The sequence below is a fragment of the Pseudoalteromonas sp. SWXJ133 genome, from assembly GCF_015864365.1.
GTDB classification, from domain to species: domain Bacteria; phylum Pseudomonadota; class Gammaproteobacteria; order Enterobacterales; family Alteromonadaceae; genus Pseudoalteromonas; species Pseudoalteromonas arctica.
In genome coordinates this window covers 25,518-42,763 of sequence record NZ_JADYXJ010000014.1, presented here as the reverse complement: position 1 = coordinate 42,763, position 17,246 = coordinate 25,518, and the positions used below count along the sequence as shown (strand labels likewise).

14 protein-coding genes and 4 tRNA genes are annotated in these 17,246 nt (G+C 38.2%); 9 read left to right on the top strand and 9 right to left on the bottom strand.

Going from position 1 to position 17,246, the window contains the following annotated elements; genetic code table 11:
* Nucleotides 1–234: 234 nt before the first annotated feature.
* The 3 genes from I6F40_RS11810 to queE all read right to left on the bottom strand — a co-directional run bounded on the left by I6F40_RS11810 (nucleotide 235) and on the right by queE (nucleotide 4,460).
* Complete coding sequence (locus I6F40_RS11810; protein WP_197192965.1) at nucleotides 235–2,424, bottom strand: AAA family ATPase; 2,190 nt, start codon at nucleotides 2,422–2,424, stop codon at nucleotides 235–237.
* A 355-nt stretch (nucleotides 2,425–2,779) separates the two neighbouring features.
* Nucleotides 2,780–3,523, bottom strand: a complete 744-nt coding sequence (locus tag I6F40_RS11805) for a class I SAM-dependent DNA methyltransferase (protein ID WP_197192964.1) — start codon at nucleotides 3,521–3,523, stop codon at nucleotides 2,780–2,782.
* Between the two features lie 271 nt (nucleotides 3,524–3,794).
* Nucleotides 3,795–4,460: a 7-carboxy-7-deazaguanine synthase QueE gene (queE, locus tag I6F40_RS11800; protein WP_002960417.1), complete on the bottom strand. Its 666-nt coding sequence runs from the start codon at nucleotides 4,458–4,460 to the stop codon at nucleotides 3,795–3,797.
* Between the two features lie 145 nt (nucleotides 4,461–4,605).
* Between queE and queC the strand changes: the two genes are divergently transcribed.
* Nucleotides 4,606–5,262 carry a 7-cyano-7-deazaguanine synthase QueC gene (gene queC, locus I6F40_RS11795; protein WP_007583902.1) on the top strand — a complete coding sequence of 219 codons (657 nt, stop codon included), beginning with the start codon at nucleotides 4,606–4,608 and terminating at the stop codon, nucleotides 5,260–5,262.
* 89 nt (nucleotides 5,263–5,351) lie between these two features.
* Here queC and I6F40_RS11790 read toward each other — a convergent pair whose 3' ends face one another.
* A complete protein-coding gene (locus I6F40_RS11790; protein ID WP_166379660.1) occupies nucleotides 5,352–5,801 on the bottom strand; it encodes a methyltransferase family protein in 450 nt (149 codons plus the stop codon).
* A 208-nt stretch (nucleotides 5,802–6,009) separates the two neighbouring features.
* On the opposite strand from I6F40_RS11790, the gene I6F40_RS11785 reads away from it, so the two are divergent.
* On the top strand, nucleotides 6,010–6,252 hold the full coding sequence (locus I6F40_RS11785) for a hypothetical protein (RefSeq protein ID WP_007583900.1): 243 nt from the start codon (nucleotides 6,010–6,012) through the stop codon (nucleotides 6,250–6,252).
* A gap of 4 nt (nucleotides 6,253–6,256) precedes the next feature.
* Here the strand turns inward: I6F40_RS11785 and I6F40_RS11780 are convergent, their stop codons facing one another.
* The 5 genes from I6F40_RS11780 to I6F40_RS11760 all read right to left on the bottom strand — a co-directional run bounded on the left by I6F40_RS11780 (nucleotide 6,257) and on the right by I6F40_RS11760 (nucleotide 12,373).
* Nucleotides 6,257–7,279: a hypothetical protein gene (locus tag I6F40_RS11780; protein ID WP_101217392.1), complete on the bottom strand. Its 1,023-nt coding sequence runs from the start codon at nucleotides 7,277–7,279 to the stop codon at nucleotides 6,257–6,259.
* A 101-nt stretch (nucleotides 7,280–7,380) separates the two neighbouring features.
* A complete protein-coding gene (locus tag I6F40_RS11775) occupies nucleotides 7,381–8,061 on the bottom strand; it encodes a tRNA (adenine(22)-N(1))-methyltransferase (protein WP_166379658.1) in 681 nt (226 codons plus the stop codon).
* A complete protein-coding gene (locus I6F40_RS11770) occupies nucleotides 8,062–9,000 on the bottom strand; it encodes a class I SAM-dependent methyltransferase (RefSeq protein WP_024609318.1) in 939 nt (312 codons plus the stop codon).
* A gap of 2 nt (nucleotides 9,001–9,002) precedes the next feature.
* Nucleotides 9,003–10,997, bottom strand: coding sequence for an excinuclease ABC subunit UvrB (gene uvrB / locus I6F40_RS11765; protein WP_165740055.1), 1,995 nt, complete (start codon nucleotides 10,995–10,997; stop codon nucleotides 9,003–9,005).
* Entirely contained in the window at nucleotides 10,994–12,373 is a 1,380-nt protein-coding gene (locus I6F40_RS11760; RefSeq protein WP_166379657.1) for an MATE family efflux transporter, read from the bottom strand. The genes uvrB and I6F40_RS11760 overlap by 4 nt, the downstream gene beginning before the upstream one ends.
* A 1,052-nt stretch (nucleotides 12,374–13,425) precedes the next feature.
* Here I6F40_RS11760 and I6F40_RS11755 point away from each other — a divergent pair.
* From I6F40_RS11755 to rsxB, 7 genes are all read left to right on the top strand, one after another.
* Nucleotides 13,426–13,502 (top strand) — tRNA-Asn (locus tag I6F40_RS11755).
* Between the two features lie 21 nt (nucleotides 13,503–13,523).
* Nucleotides 13,524–13,600 (top strand) — tRNA-Asn (locus I6F40_RS11750).
* Nucleotides 13,601–13,621: 21 nt separating this feature from the next.
* A tRNA-Asn gene (locus I6F40_RS11745) sits at nucleotides 13,622–13,698 on the top strand.
* 29 nt (nucleotides 13,699–13,727) lie between these two features.
* Nucleotides 13,728–13,804: transfer RNA gene (locus I6F40_RS11740), tRNA-Asn, on the top strand.
* Nucleotides 13,805–13,951: 147 nt separating this feature from the next.
* Nucleotides 13,952–15,895: an EAL domain-containing protein gene (locus I6F40_RS11735; protein ID WP_166379455.1), complete on the top strand. Its 1,944-nt coding sequence runs from the start codon at nucleotides 13,952–13,954 to the stop codon at nucleotides 15,893–15,895.
* Nucleotides 15,896–16,108: 213 nt separating this feature from the next.
* Complete coding sequence (gene rsxA, locus I6F40_RS11730) at nucleotides 16,109–16,690, top strand: electron transport complex subunit RsxA (RefSeq protein WP_008172491.1); 582 nt, start codon at nucleotides 16,109–16,111, stop codon at nucleotides 16,688–16,690.
* A gap of 1 nt (nucleotide 16,691) precedes the next feature.
* The gene (gene rsxB, locus I6F40_RS11725) at nucleotides 16,692–17,246 is read left to right on the top strand and encodes an electron transport complex subunit RsxB (protein WP_007585357.1); all 555 of its coding nucleotides are present in this window, start codon (nucleotides 16,692–16,694) and stop codon (nucleotides 17,244–17,246) included.

Genomic DNA, 17,246 nt, shown 5'->3' with positions numbered 1-17,246 from the left:
CTGCCCTGCCTGTAATAAAAACCAAGTAATGCGCTCTATTTCTAGTTATAAGCTTCCCACTAACGATTGTTATAATTGCGGGAAAGAAATTGATGAGAAAAGTAATTAAATAGACGGAGTTATTACTGGAGAGTCTGGTATTCAGGGTTATATAAAATAATAATTTACCGCCTAAACCTTTAGTGTATAAAGGCAGTAAATTAACTTGCTGCTTGAAACGACTAAAATTTAAAACTAAAGACCGTCCCACGTAAGTTCTTTAATTGTTTGATACAATGAGATCAAGTGATGATTGGACATATCCATTAGTGGCTCATACATAAAAGAATTCATATGTATATTTTCTGGAGTCATTAGTACAACTTGGCTAAGCGTTTTTCTAATATTTTTAAAAGTCTCACCTTTATCAATATTTTCTTTCGATAAACGATCATATAGTTTAGCTGTTTGCATACCGTTAATTGGCGTAGTATCAATAATGTGATCTAACATAAATTCTTCAGCTTTTAATCTTATAGCTATTGATAAGGCAACTTTGTTTTCTAATCGAATTTCATCCACACTATCGATTAGAGTTTGAACAACTCTATCAGCAGTTGTATAAATAAAGTCAATAACAGGCATCGCTTTATCTATATTCTCTGAAAGCTGTAGCTCATTCATTGTATTGGATATCATGACTTCTAGGTCGCCAAGCTTAAATTCTTTTGTATTAGATTTTATATGAAGTAAAGACGTCAAATCTAAATAATCGTTGCATTTATTTCCGCTTCTATATTCGACCAAATTACGAACAAAAGGAATCATTGCAATAATAATTTGAGGTATTTCGCCAAAATGCTTTTTCCAGTAATCAAATGGTTCGGTAATAAAATTATCACCGCCACCTATTAAATTGACTGTATTATCATTTTTTTGAGCTATAAAAGAATGCTTTCTTTTACTCCCATTACCTAAGACTCTACTTTGGAATGTTCTATAAAAATCAAAATTATGTGTTAATACTAATAGATTAAAAAGGCTATTTTCAGATAGTTCTTTTAGATATTCGATGATTGCGTATTTATTTTTATAATCAAAGGAATCTGCAATATCATCTATTATAATTAAAGTATTTTGCTCTTTAGCTTCCCTAGCTTTGAATTCAAATATAACGTAAAGCAAATACATTGCTCGTCGCTCACCTACAGATAAAAAATTTAGTGAATTGAGCTGCCCTCGATCAAATTTAACTGGCTGATCACTACCTTTTTGAAAAGTGAATACTATATTTGGTGCAATAGTTCCAAGTATGGCATTAGATTGGTTTTCAATACTTATTGAAAAGTTAACATGAAACCTTTCTTTAAATACCTCTGTAGCCTCGTGCCAAAGAGTTTTCTCAGTTTCAGCTTCAGCCTCTATTGCCGCCAACTCTGATTTACCTGCATCAAATAAGGCTAATAAATTATCGAAAAGTACTTTTTTTTCAATATAGTATGAACACCAAATTATTTTTTTGAAATTTTGAATATCATTTAATTCAGTTGAAATCTCAGGGCAATCTTCTAGTAATTCTTGAAATGCCTTTACAGGAGCAACACCTTGAATAATTTTTTGTGATATAACTTTTAAATTACCATCACCTAAAATAGTTTCTTTTTCATGTTCGATTGCTACCTCTAATTCTGCAAGAGAATTTAGAGGCTCCCCATTTCCATTAAGCAACACTTTGTGTTCAGCTTCAAAGAATTTTTCTTTTTTCAATGAACTAATTATGGTGCTAGCTTTAACTGGATTAAAACCATTTTTCTTAAATATAGGTGATCTTTCGATCAAGTCGTTATATCTGTCTGTATAATCAGCAATACCTGATTTAATAGTCTCATCTGACAATAATTCTGTAACTTTTGGGTCAAATATCTTTGTATATGGCAGTTTCGAGTACGAGTCATTTCCTATATTAGCTAATTGGAGAAACCTTATAGATTCAAATAGGTCGGGGAGACCTAGGTCGCTTTTTATTGTACTTTCTAATTCTTCTTTTTTTACTTTTGATACTTTATTTAATTCAGTAATTAACCTTTTTTTCGCATCTAATATATCTTTATAGACTTTATCATAAACCGTTTTCATTTCTTGGTTCACTAATAAGGTTGATAAATTTTTCGAATCAAAACTAGGGCTAAATGGCTCAACTACCAATATATTTTCAGCATTAATATTCGTACCATCTGATTTTATCTCGAAGAAAGGAGTTTTTTCATAAACTAATTCTTCTGGTACTTTTCCTTCCGATATTTTTAAAAAAGTTTTTGCTAATGAGGTTTTCATCACTCCATTTGGTGCATATATCAGATTCGCATTTACACCTTCAAAGCTAAGTGTTTCGTTTAGTTGCTCTATTCCGTAACAATTTTCGAGATTTATAGATAGGGTTTTCATTTGCTTTCCTTAGCCTTAAATACAATAAATAATCATTTTCTAATAAATATATCAATATTTTGTAATTTTATACTGGTATTCACTTTAAAAGATCTCACTACTCAATTTAGTTGAGTCTCTAGATATTCGCTCAAGTAAATCTCAACCACAATAGATAGAAGAAGTTATTAATAAAATAATTGGGCTAAAGGTTATTACTTTGGGATAAAATTTACTGTGTCGGATGGCGCTTCGCTTATCCGACCTACGTTTTCAAATATATAATGCGGGGTTATTAGGGGCGTGGATATTGGAGGTTCGTTGGGTTTCGCTACGCTCTACCCAAACTTTTATCTCTTCTTGATGAATGTTTGCCTTAAATTTTTACGCAGACAAAAATGGCGTTGCCTGAGCGCTCTGCCCATGGGGTTATTTTGTCGTAGTCATGTTCAAATATGTGGATTTCGAAGTACGGCTTTAAGGCTTCTTTCAGCTCGGTATAACTAAAAGCAACCATTGGGTGCTCGTCGTGCCATACGAGTGTTTTATCTGCGGTGGTTTTTTCTATGCTGAGTTTTAATAACTGTTTACTGCCGCTGCCACTGTAATGCCAGCCAGAGCGAAATGTGAAGAAGCTATTTTCGCTTGTTGCTGTGTGCTCTACAAATGAATCGCTGTCGATTTTGTTTTTATCAACCGTGTTAAAACAAAATATTCCACCCACGTTTAATGCATTGTGTACGCTAGCAAGGCACTCTTTTAACTTATTAATACCGTCGCAGTAATGGATTGAATACAAAAAGCAGGTAATTAAATCCACGTGCTCAGTTACCTTAAATTCACTCATATTTTGCAATGAAAATTGCGCTTCTGGGCAACGAATTTGTGCTTTATCGAGCATTGGCTGGTTTAAATCAAGCCCACTACTTTTATAGCCGTAGTCAATAAAGTGGCGTACATGCGGGCCGGTGCCACATGCTAAATCGAGATGGGTATTTGCGCCATTACCAAAAATTTGGTGCAGCCTGTGAATAGAATTGCTTTGGGCTTGATAATCTATATCTGCGCACATTAAGTCGTAGTAATCATAAAGGTCGGTGTAGAGTGCATTTGCGGACATATAAGCCTAGTGGTAAGTAGTAGAATATTTTTAAGTCGCGCATAGTAAACTAATTAGCACAATTAACGAAGAAGATATGAGCTTTAGGGTAGATGTAATCTTAGGTTATAAAGTTCAGGCTATAAAGTACAGGGTTGTCGGATGGCGCTTCGCTTATCCGACCTACGTATTTAAATATTATAGAGCGTTGTTGTAAAACGGTGTGGAATTGGAGGTTCGTTGGGTTTCGCTACGCTCTACCCAACCTACGTACTATAACTTTAAGCTGGCTTTAACTAATTCCTAAATACTTATGTACTTGTATTGATAGGCGCCAGTTTTTGGCAATGCAAGTGTCGATTGCTAATTTGGTTGCTGATACTTTTTGGCTAATTGGCTGCAAATAAACAAGCTTAGGATTAACGCCTGTTTTAGCAAATAACTCTTCAAGCTCTTCTACATGCTTTTGCATGGCAACGGGGTGTTTTATCTCGTTTGCACGCTTCATAGTGCTGGTAAGTACTTCATAACCACCGCGCATATTGATTTTTGGCGATACCGTTACCCATGTTTGCTCTGGGGCGAGTATTTCAAACGTGCCGCTGGTTTCTATTTGTGTACTAAAGCCGTGTTCGTGTAATAAGTTACATACTGGATTTAAGTCGAACATACATGGCTCGCCGCCGGTAATTACTACGTGCTTTGCGGTATAACCACGTGATTGAAATAACGCTAAAATTTGCTCTGCACTGGCGTTAGCCCAATGATCTGAGTCGGCCTTTTTTTCTACGGTTTCGTCCAGTGATACTTTATATACATTATCAACATCCCACGTTTGCTTGGTGTCGCACCAAGAGCAGCCTACAGGGCAACCTTGCAGACGTAAAAATATTGAGGGTGTGCCAGTAAAGCTAGCTTCACCTTGAATGGTTTCAAACACTTCATTAATTTTGTACAAAAGAGATCTCACTTACTACCTAGCAGCCAAATTGCTACTATTAAAAAACCAAAAAGCGCTGTGCAAAAATTGTTATTTAAGCTGCGGCCGTGTAGTATATCGCGCCCTGATATAAACCTCTATTAAAACTAAGAGCAAAACAGATATGACGCAAAAAGTAGTTGTTATTTATTCCGGCGGTATGGACTCATTTACCGTATTAAATAAAGCCCTGCAACAAGGCCATGATGTATATGCCCTATCATTTGACTATGGTCAGCGTCATGTAAAAGAGCTTAAAGTGGCGGCAAGTGTGTGTGAAAAATTAAACGTTCCACACAAAATTGTTGATATTTCGGCGATTAACCAACTTATTGGTGGCTCATCACTTACTGATGACATTGATGTGCCTGAAGGCCATTACGAAGAAGAAAGCATGAAAAGTACGATTGTACCTAATCGTAATATGATTTTGCTTTCGCTTGCTGTTGGTTACGCGGTATCACTTAAAGCTGGCCAAGTTTATTACGGCGCTCACTCTGGGGATCATGCTATTTACCCTGACTGCCGTCCTGAATTTGTGCAAAAAATGGATGATGTGTGTCGTATTGCAAATTACGACGCTGTAGAAATTTTTAGCCCATACTTAAACAATACTAAAATTGGTATTTTAACCGACGGTATTGAAATGGGTTTAGATTACAGCCAAACGTGGACTTGTTATAACGGCCGTGAAAAGGCCTGTGGTAAATGTGGCGCGTGCCAAGAACGTCTTGAAGCATTTGCACTAAATAACATTACAGACCCGTTAGAATACGAATAAGCACCAATTAATTAGTAGTACAATTGCTGTAAACAAAAAAGGCTATCATCGATAGCCTTTTTTGTTTAATTTTAACGAGTTGATATAAATTACAACCAGCGTTTTACGCGCGCTTTGTAAGCGGTAAACTCTTCGCCAAATAATTTAGTGAGCGCACGCTCCTCGGGTATTATTTGAAAAAACGTTAAATACGCAATAAACCCTATAATACATAAAAGTGCCCACAAGGAACTTAACCAAATACCCCACCCTGCTAAAATAAATGCAAAACCTACGTACATTGGGTTACGCGAAATCCGATAAATACCGCTAGTAATAAGTTTTGACGCTTGCTCAGGTTTATTAGGGTTTACAGTGGTGTTTGCTATTTTAAAACTCACCACCCCTGCAATACAAAAAACACAGCCTATAATGACCAAACTTGTTGCTAAGTAGGTAATAAATGCGGTGAAATCAATAACACTGTAATGCGCAATAAGCGCCATTATGCCTGCAAAAAACAGCACAACAATAACGGGAGGTATTTTATTATTTAACATGGCAACTCACTGTATTGGCTAAAGTATGTTTATTATATGGAGACACTGACGTTATTAAACAATATCTAAAGTGTATAAATGATGAACACGCTCAAAGCTGAGCTTAAGTAAAGTATACAAATTAAGTTACAATTGTCAGCTTTATCAAAAGCGCTTAAAGGTTATACTTTGTCCATAAACGAATAATAAAATGATAAGGAATGAGATTATGTCTGGAACTACGATGATTGTACTTATTGTGCTAATTTCGGTTGGCTCAGGAGTGGTTTACGATATGTATAAAAAGCATCTTGAGTTTAAGCATAAAATGCAAAACAACAACAGCGATGCCCATAAACAATTAGCTGAAACAAATGCACAAGTGCTTGCATTAAAAGAGCGTGTACAAACACTTGAGGCTATTGTTACTGATTCAAGCTTTAGTGTTAAAGATGAAATTAATAAGCTTTAAATTGTTATAAATAATTTGGATATAAATGCGCGTTTTCTGGCTGCTCAATACCATGTGCAGCTAAAAAACCACCAATAGCTTGCCCGCAGCCCTGTGGTGCTCGCCCGCTGTCTATCTCAAAGTTTAACTGGTTAGCATGTTGCTTACCCATAGAGCAAAGCCCTACGGTACTTGGCGAGCGCATAGCGATACTTAAGTTACCTATTTGTTCAACCACAACGTGCTTACTAAAGCGCGCAAAACCTTTGTACTTAAATTGCTCGTTTACGTAGTCATTACTTGTGGCTACTAATGCTGTAATTAAGGCGTGTAAAAAGCTATTAGCGGATGGATCTGCTGTTAAAAACGCGATTGTTTTTTTATTAAACTCGCTAAGTTGGCAATCTTCACACAACAGCTCAACAGTATATAAATGTTGCTCGGCTATTTGCTGCTGGCTCTTAAGCTCAATACTTTTTCCTGCAAATACAATACGTTTAAGCACTTCATCAACACGGCTTTCAGCACTTTCACTTTTAACAAGCTCAGGGTTTTGCGCCATTACCGGTAAGTCGTGATGGTTATTAAATGGCGTACTTGTTGCGCCGCTTTGCATTAACTGAAAAAGCTCTCTTACTTCATGTTCACGCGCTACTTTTAACGCTAAAAATGCAGTTTGAATAAGCTCTGAAGTAGGTAAGTTTTCCTCTACTATCCAGCGTCTGCCAAATAATAGCTTTTTAGCTTTGCCTTCATTTGCAGATGCGCTTTTTTGGTAGTTATCTGGGCTCAGCACTGCTACTTGCAGGTAAATTTCTTCACCTTTTTGTGCAGCAAGCACTCTAAAGTGAGCCGAAAACTCTATACTCTCAAGCACTTCGTTTACGCTTTCAAGCGTGTGCTTGTAACGTAAAAAATGTTGTGGCACCACCCAGCTACTATTAGCCAATTGCACAAGGGGTGCGTAAGAAATAGGTTGCTCGTAACTGTGTTGCCATTTTTGCTCATTGCTAAGCAAATGATTAATGTGACTCTTGTTATCTGACATAAATAAACCAAATAAACTCGCGTTGTGCGATATAAACTATGAACACATTACGTCGTCAATGTCGTAATTAGATCACATGTACGCCCTACTTTCGGGCTTTTTTAACTATCGGTGAGTTCTTGATAGTCTGTTATAACTTTTTGATAGTATGGCTTATCTTTATTGAACATTTTATTATAATGATTTATGAGTTGCCGCTGGTACATAGCGTGTTCTGCACTAGCAAAGTCCCACATTTTATTGCCGGTATGACTAATCTCATTATTGCTACTAAAGCTCACTTCAATCACTTCATAAAAACGTTTGTTGTCGTAAACTATTTGCTCACTTACAAGTCCTAAACCTAATTGCTTTAAACCGACTCGCAACTTATAAGTGTGATGCACGGGGCACAAAATAAACCGAACATTATTTAAATGCTCACTTACGTTATTAGCAGTGATTTGTTGTATTAAACTTAACAACAGCTCACCGCCAACACCTGCGATTACAACTACTTGGCTTTTACTTTGAGTAACTTCAATTTTGCCTACATCCTGACATAAGACCTGCCACTGCGGATTTTTATTACAGGTTTTTTGTAATTTATTAATAGATGATAATTGCGTTTCTAGGTCGTTCATTAAAGTGGCGACTATATCTACAAAAATAACCTGGTTTGCAGCTGCGCGTTTTAATAGCGCCATGCCTAAATAACCATGGTCGCAGCAGCAATCCCAAATAATATCGTGATGCTGCGAAATTAATGTATCAATGGCAGTTAGGCGTTTGCTGAGCTTCATTTAATCAGCAGATTGTGACGTTTTGTAGATAAGTGCTTTTAAGCTTCTGTCGCTGTCTACTTCAATAAAACGCTCGGTAGGGGCTAGGCGCTCAACAAATTCAATTGCGCCTTGGGTGTGCTCGTTTATTAACGCTTTAAACGCATCTTCGCTAAGCTCTGGGCTATTAGCACACAATAACAATTGTGTGGTATCGCAAAGTAGCTCTGGCAACCTGCGCAGCACTTTTTGATAGTCTTTAGTTAAAATAAAGCTGCCTTTTTGAAAGCTTGGCGGATCAACTATTATTAAGTCAAACGGGGCTGCTTTTTTTAGTTTTCCAAACGACTTTAAAATATCGTGAGGTAAAAAACTTACGCCGCGCTCAAAACCGTTTAGTTGATGGTTTTGCTTACCGACTTTAAGAACACCTTTGCTCATATCCATATTCATTACATGATCTGCCCCGCCTTGCATGGCTGCAAGCGAAAACCCACATGTATACGAAAATAAGTTAAGCACTTTGCCATGCTTACTATTAGCCATTACAAACTCACGGCCGCTGCGCATATCGGGAAATATTCCAGTATTTTGACGGCTCTGTAAATCAACCAAAAAACGAATGCCGTTTTCGGTTACAACATGCGGATTAGGTAATTGCCCATAAACCACGGTGTTTTGGCTTTGTACGCCAGCGCGTTGCTGATACACAAGTGACGTAATAAGCTCTGGCTGGTTTTTTTGTGCCCACTGCCACACAACATCGGTAAGCTCGCTTAGTGTTTGCTCGTCAATTTCGTCGTACGAAACCAAAAACAAACTTGGCGGATAAAAGTCTAAATTAATATGACTTAACGCCTCAACACTATGGCCACGGCCATGAAAAACACGGCACAGTTCATTTTTTAAAATTGGCGCATCTTCAAGCGCAGTAATAAGAGGAGTAAAGTTTGCTGTCATTTTTAATTAATCAACTGTTGTTGTAGTTCATGTATTTCATCGCGAACAGAGCCCGCTTTTTCAAATTCTAGATCGCTTGCGTATGCATGCATTTTGGTTTCAAGCTGCTTAATTTGCACTGTAATTTCTTTCGCACTAAGTACCTTTTTAGAATCTTTACGAACAAGTCTAAGGTTATCTTTAGGGCCGGCTTCTTCGCCTACATCCATCGCATCAAGAATCTTTTTGGCTAGTGAATGCGGTTCAATACCGTGTTCAATATTATAAGCATGCTGAATTTCGCGTCTGCGCGCTGTTTCGTCCATGGCCTTAGCCATCGATTTTGTGATTCTGTCGCCATATAAAATAGCGCGACCATCTAAGTGACGTGCAGCACGACCAATGGTTTGAATAATTGAACGCGCTGAGCGTAAAAAACCTTCTTTATCGGCATCAAGTATGGCTACTAGCGCCACTTCTGGCATATCTAGGCCTTCTCGAAGTAAGTTAATACCCACTAACACATCAAACACGCCCGCACGTAAATCACGAATAATTTCAACGCGCTCAACCGTGTCTATGTCTGAATGTAGGTAACGCACTTTTACGTCGTGCTCACTTAAGTAATCGGTTAAATCCTCCGACATACGTTTGGTCAAAGTGGTTACAAGTACGCGTTCGCCCTTCTCTACACTTTTATAAATTTCTGATAGGAGGTCGTCTACCTGATCGCCCACTGGGCGCACTTCAATAAGTGGATCGAGCAGCCCAGTTGGGCGAATTACTTGCTCTGCGATTGCGCCCACACAACGGTCTAACTCAAAGTCGCCTGGCGTTGCCGATACATAAATTGTTTGTGGTGAAATAGCTTCAAATTCTTCAAAGCGCAGCGGCCTGTTGTCCATTGCTGAGGGCATTCTGAAGCCATATTCAACTAAGTTTTCTTTTCGGCTTCTGTCGCCTTTATACATTGCGCCAATTTGCGATACGGTTACGTGCGATTCATCAATAATCATCAATGCGTCGTCTGGGAGATAATCAAGTAACGTAGGCGGCGGATCGCCCGGCGTACGGCCCGATAAATAGCGGCTGTAGTTTTCTATACCAGAGCAATAACCTAGCTCTCGCATCATTTCTATATCGTATTGCGTACGCTGTGTTACGCGTTGCTCTTCTACTAATTTATTAGCACTGAGTAACTGGGCTCTTCGATCTTTTAGTTCTTCTTGTATTTTATCGATAGCACCGAGTATTTTTTCACGCGGGGTAACGTAGTGTGTTTTTGGATAAATAGTGGTGCGTATTATATGCTTCTCGACGGCGCCAGTAAGCGGGTCAAAAATACTTAAGCGCTCTATTTCGTCATCAAACATTTCTACGCGAATTGCGAAAGTGCTAGATTCTGCAGGGAATATATCAACCACTTCACCACGTACACGATATGTACCACGGCTAAAATCTATATCGTTGCGGGTGTATTGTATTTCGGCAAGGCGACGTAACATGTCGCGTTGGTCTACTTTTTCGCCCACTTTTAAAAGTAGCATCATTTTCATGTACGATTTAGGGTCGCCCAAACCATAAATAGCCGATACCGACGCCACAATAATGGTGTCGCGGCGCTCGAGCAGTGCTTTGGTCGCACTTAAACGCATTTGTTCTATATGCTCGTTTATCGAGGCATCTTTTTCAATAAATGTGTCGCTAGATACAACATAGGCTTCTGGCTGGTAGTAATCGTAATACGATACAAAATACTCAACCGCATTTTTAGGGAAAAACTCTTTCATTTCTCCGTATAGCTGCGCGGCAAGCGTTTTATTGTGCGCCATTATTATTGTCGGACGGTTTAAATCGTTAATAATATTAGCCATGGTAAAGGTTTTACCTGTACCGGTGGCACCTAATAAAGTTTGGTGTGCAAGGCCTGCTTCTAATCCTTCGCATAGCTGCTTAATCGCTGTGGGCTGATCGCCTGCTGGTTTAAAATGTGATTTTAACTGAAAATGGTCGCTCAATTATTGCACTCCTGTAACGATTCGCCGCTCAGCGCTTCTAGTTTTTTCATAAACCATTTGTATGCCACTATTGCTGTAAATAAGTTACCTAAAGCAGCGCCAATAAATAGCCCTAATAATCCGGCTATTTCGTTGCCTACATAAGCAAATGGTACATAAAATATGAATAACCGAATGACACTTAATACCAATGCATACATTGGTTTGTGTAAAGCATTAAACGATGAATTTGATAATATGATCACCCCTTGTAAGCCATAGCTTAGCGGGATGGTATAAATAAAGAGTTTAATTACATCTATTACGGCTTGTTCTTTACCAAATAATTGGCTTATAACACCTGAAAATGCAATGAGTAATACGTAAATGGCAAATTGCCATACCATTACAAACTTTAGTGTGCCGGTATACGCTTCTTTAACGCGGCATAATTTGCCAGCGCCAAAGTTTTGGCTAACAAATGGCGGTAATGTCATCGATAGTGCAAGCACTAATATACTTGCAATAGATTCTATTCGACTTCCCACTCCAAATGCAGCTACGGCCTCTGGCCCGTGATGCGCAACCATAGCGGTCATTACGGCCATTGCAACCGGTGTAAGCATGTTTGCGCCGGCAGCAGGCAAACCAATTTTTAATATTTTACGAATAGCGCCAGTCACTGTTTGCTTGCCTGCTTTTAGGCTCAACAAGCGTTTTTTAACCGCTAATATATATAAAATAATAACCACAGCAACCGACCATGCAATAACGCTTGCTATAGCCGCGCCTTGAATACCTAACGCTGGTACTGGCCCAAAACCAAATATCAGTATAGGGTCGAGTACGGCGTTTATCAGCCCTGCTCCACCCATTACTATACTTGGCGTTTTTGTATCGCCACTGGCCCGCAGTACCGAGTTACCAATCATTGGAGTTATTAAAAATACACTACCGATAAACCATATATTCATGTATTCGTGTATTAACGGCAATACTTGTGCGCCCGCTCCTAGCAAAGTAAATATGGGGTCAATCAGTAAATACCCAACAGATGACAACACAATAACCAGAACCACACCAACCATTAAAGAAATACTGGCGTCAAAACGCGCTTCATCTATTTTATTACTACCGAGCGCTTTTGCTATTACCGCCGATGTACCGATCCCCAGCCCTATTGCTAAGCTAATAACGGTAAAGGTAACCGGAAATGTAAAGCTCACCGCTGCAAGCGGCTCAGTGCCTAGTAAACTTATAAAGAATGTATCGACAATATTGAACATCATTAGCGTGATCATGCCGAATATCATCGGGATGGTCATCGTCTTTAATGTGGGCAAGATGGGATCGTTTAGTAAATCTGGGCTAGTCTGGGATTTTGAAATTGCGCGCATGAAATAAATAGGCCTCTTTTACTGAACGAATCATTTTAAAGCATCAAGGCAGTTCAAGCCACGGATTTATCACTACAATTGAAGTAATTAAAGAAGTAAAGATTCGAAAAAATAGTAAAACTTAGTTTTTGCATCTTTTTGTTAAAATAGAGCCTAAACACACCAAAAACCAATTAAAACACATTTTTATAACTTTTATTACAAACACCCAGTGATATATGATGCTTTTTTACACAAAGGTACTGCTTGGTTTATCGTTACGAAAAAATTCGTTCATCGAGTTACATCTTTTAGCCATCAAAAGCTAACTTGCTGTTTTACAATGAATTAAAAATAGTGATTTAAAAGCTTGAAATCGTTGTAGCACCCTAAACCATTGGTGCCGATGATGTTCTTAAAGTTTCATAAACAGAGTTATCCACAGAAACCGTGGATAACTCATTCAAACCCGCATTTATAAAGGCTTTGAGAGAGCCTCCATTTTCGATGATATCCAACCAATTGACCATTTGTTAATTGTGGCATTTTTATAAACTCACGCTAAAAACTGTAGCTCACCAATTTTTCTTCTTAACATAGTTGTACGTTAGGTATAAAAAAACGTTTAATACAAAGTTAAGTTATTGATTGCTCTATTTTTGAACGGATAAAACAAATACCTATTTTATACATAGTAATTAGATCACAATTTAGATCAAAAAATTTTTCTGTGAATATACGCATAGGCATATTTCTAGAAAATTAAAACAAAAAACGAATTAAATACGAAAAATATCGCTAAGTAAAAAATGAGTTTTTATGTTTTTGAGTTGTCTTTTAATAACAAGCGACTTTAATACCGTGTTTAATTTAACCAATTTGATGGTTCAGCAATAATAAAAGTTGTGTTGTTATTCTTAAATTCCCAAAAAAATAACTTTAATAGAGCTATAAAACACGCAGATCGAACACAAAAACAACGAATAAACCTCTTTTTTCAATTTATGACTTTTATATGTTGACACTTAGCGGCTCGGTCATTAATATTTCGCCCCGTTGAAAGGCAAGACGCTTCCCCCTTAGCTCAGTTGGTTAGAGCGACGGACTGTTAATCCGCAGGTCCCCCGTTCGAGTCGGGGAGGGGGAGCCAAGTTTTTCAACCATAAACGATTCCCCCTTAGCTCAGTTGGTTAGAGCGACGGACTGTTAATCCGCAGGTCCCCCGTTCGAGTCGGGGAGGGGGAGCCAAGTTTATGTTTATGATGTAGTTCCCCCTTAGCTCAGTTGGTTAGAGCGACGGACTGTTAATCCGCAGGTCCCCCGTTCGAGTCGGGGAGGGGGAGCCAAATCATCATAATAATATCACTACTTTAGTTCCCCCTTAGCTCAGTTGGTTAGAGCGACGGACTGTTAATCCGCAGGTCCCCCGTTCGAGTCGGGGAGGGGGAGCCAATTCTAAGAATTCCATAGACATCTCATACTAATTCCACTACCCTTTCGTATATAACTAAAGCATTAGATTTTTATTTAATGCGTTGTACTTAGTTTATTAATCAAGGACTTCATTCCTTCCCTTTTGAATTATAAAAGACCGAAATAATGGCTGGATTTAAAAAACTTATTTTTATACAAATAATATCATGGTTATTGTGTGTTGCAGCAGGAAGCTACCTCATATCTATAAGCTTTGATACTGCGGTAAGCGATGCTCAAAAAAATGCACAAGCTACTGTTACTAAATATGTTAATGACCTTTCTTTAAACGAAATCTCTGCTCAAAACTTAAAACAATCAATTGCAGATGGTAAAACGTTTTCAAGCTTTACTCTAAGAGATTACCAAGGTGCTGAGGTATTTAGCATTAACCCCCCTACTCAATTACCAATGTTTGCTGACTTTGTACTATCGAGTTTTAACTCAGCACGCCCTCAGTTTGCAGTAAACAGCGCTAGAGATATAAAAGTCGAATTTGTGCTTAATATTGAACATTTAGCTACGCAACTCCAAACATCTCTTTTTATTGTTATTTTTATTTCTGCCATTTTAGTTATTATTCCAATAATTTTAATGAAATCTATTTTTTACCATTTAAATAAAAATATAAGCACAACGGTTGCTGACATTATCGATATTTATATCAATCAAAACCATGTTGATAATGATTTAGAAACAGTATTAGATGGCACTCGATTGAAAAAAATGGGGAAAGATTTAGTACCTAGCTTTAATCGTTTATCTCACTTTTTGAAAAACAAAAACGAAGATTTACAAAACGCAGCAATGAGTATTAAACATGAAGCGTACAAAGATGTAATTACTTCACTTGGTAATCGTAATATGTTTGTTGAGTATTACGAAAAACACGTTGAAAACAGTCAGCAAAGCACATTTGGTTCTTTAGCTATGGTTCGTTGTAGCGAGTTACAAGCTATAAACCAAAGCCGTGGTTATCAAAAAGGTGACGAATATATAAAAGGTGTTGCCGATATTATTAAACATATATGTGGCACTTACACTAACAGTCAAGTATTTCGGTTGAACAGTTCTGACTTTGCTGTGGTACTACCCCATATCCCTTTAAAAGAAGCAGAACGCTTTGGTGAAAACTTACAATCACGTTTTACCCAGTATCAGCAAAATCAAGAGCTAAGCTCAGTGGCTAATACGGGTATTGTAGGTTACGAAAAAGGTAAGCCTTTAGGTGAACTGCTTTCTGTTGTTGATAATGCGATGAGCATGGCGCAATCAAAACAAGTAAACGCTTGGCACGTACAACGCGAGACCGATTTAGCTAATAATATGAGCGCTGGTTTTGGTAATCAAAACTGGCGTAAGGTCATTAGCGAGGTAATTGAAGCTAAGCGTGTACACTTGGTAGTGCAAAACATTATGCCACTTGGTAAAAGTATAAAAGCCTACGCTGAAATACAGGTTCGATTTAAAACAGAAGACAATCAAGTGCTGCCTACAGCTTCCTTTCTAGCGATGGCCGAAAAGCTTGGTATGGCAATAGAAATTGATCGCCTGATAATCGACTCTTCTCTAGAAAAAATTAAAAGCCGTAACTTGTCTGAAAAGTTTTTTGGCTTAAACGTAACTGCCTCAAGCGCGCACAATGACCAGTTTGTTATTTGGTTAGAACGTCGATTATTAAAAGATACGCATATTGCATCTAAACTAGTATTTGAAGTAAGCGAATTTGGCTTACAACAAAATATTAAAGCCAGTAAGCGCTTTATTGATATGGTGCACCGCGTAGGTGCCCGCGTAACAGTTGAACGTTTTGGTGTTGGTTTAACCTCATTTAAGTTTTTCCGCGATTTAAAACCTGATTTTATTAAAATGGATGCAAGTTACACTCGCGGCCTAGAAGACGATAAAAACAATCAGTACTTTATGCGCTTAATGGTCGATTTAGCCCACCGCATCGGTGTTAGCGTATTTGCTGAAGGTGTTGAGAGCCAAGAAGAAAAACACATTATAGAAACGTTGTGTTTAGATGGCGTTCAAGGTTATTACATAGAAAAACCTAAAGACATTTAACTAGTTTTCAATTAATACAAAAAAGAGCATTCGTTGCTCTTTTTTTTGTTTCTGCTATTTGACTAATTCCTTACATCAAAATCACATTAATTTTACAGCCTTGTGATCAATATGTTTGTCCTTGCGTTTATTTAACTGATAACGACTCGCAAATGTTGTTTATCGGGGCAGAAAAAAGGATAATACGCAGGACTTTAATAGCGTGAGGCACACATGACAGAATATGTCTTGTTATTGATCGGAACAGTTCTGGTTAATAACTTTGTATTAGTACAATTTTTAGGCTTATGTCCGTTTATGGGCGTATCAGGTAAGCTTGATACGGCGATTGGTATGTCTTTGGCAACCACGTTTGTGCTTACCCTTGCCTCTGTAACTAGCTATTTAGTTAATCAGTATATTTTAATCCCTCTGGATATCGCCTTTTTACGCACCATGAGCTTTATTTTAGTGATTGCCGTTGTAGTGCAATTTACCGAAATGGTTGTGCGTAAAACAAGCCCTACTCTATATCGTTTATTAGGCATATTTTTACCGCTGATCACCACTAACTGTGCGGTATTAGGCGTGGCTTTATTAAATATCAAAGAAGATCATTCGTTTTTACAATCTGCGGTGTATGGTTTTGGTGCTGCGGTTGGGTTTTCTTTAGTGCTTGTATTGTTTGCAGCACTACGAGAACGTTTAGCAGCTGCTGACGTTCCTACGCCTTTTAAAGGCGCCTCTATTGCAATGATCACTGCAGGCTTAATGTCGATGGCGTTTATGGGTTTTACTGGATTAGTGAAGTTTTAATATGACCTTGTTTTATGCCTTGATAGCGATTGGTTCGCTAGCACTCATTTTTGGACTTATTTTAGGGTTTGCAGCAATTCGCTTTCGCGTTGAAGGTAACCCTATTGTTGAGCAAATTGATACTATTTTGCCGCAAACTCAATGCGGACAGTGTGGCTACCCGGGTTGTCGCCCTTACGCCGAAGCCATAGCCAATGGCGATGAAATAAATAAATGCCCACCGGGCGGCGAATCAACCATGAAAAAGCTTGCCGGCTTAATGGGTGTTGATGAAAAACCACTTGCCGGTGGCGAGCAAGCAGAACCTATAAAAACAGTGGCTTATATTCGCGAAGATGAATGTATTGGCTGTACCAAATGTATTCAAGCCTGCCCGGTTGACGCCATTTTGGGCGCAACTCGTCAAATGCACACTGTGTTAATTGATGAATGTACTGGCTGTGATTTATGTGTTGAGCCTTGCCCTGTAGATTGCATTGATATGCTACCTGTAGCCGAAACTAAACAAAACTGGAAATGGCAGCTAGATGCTATTCCTGTTACACAAATAGATTAG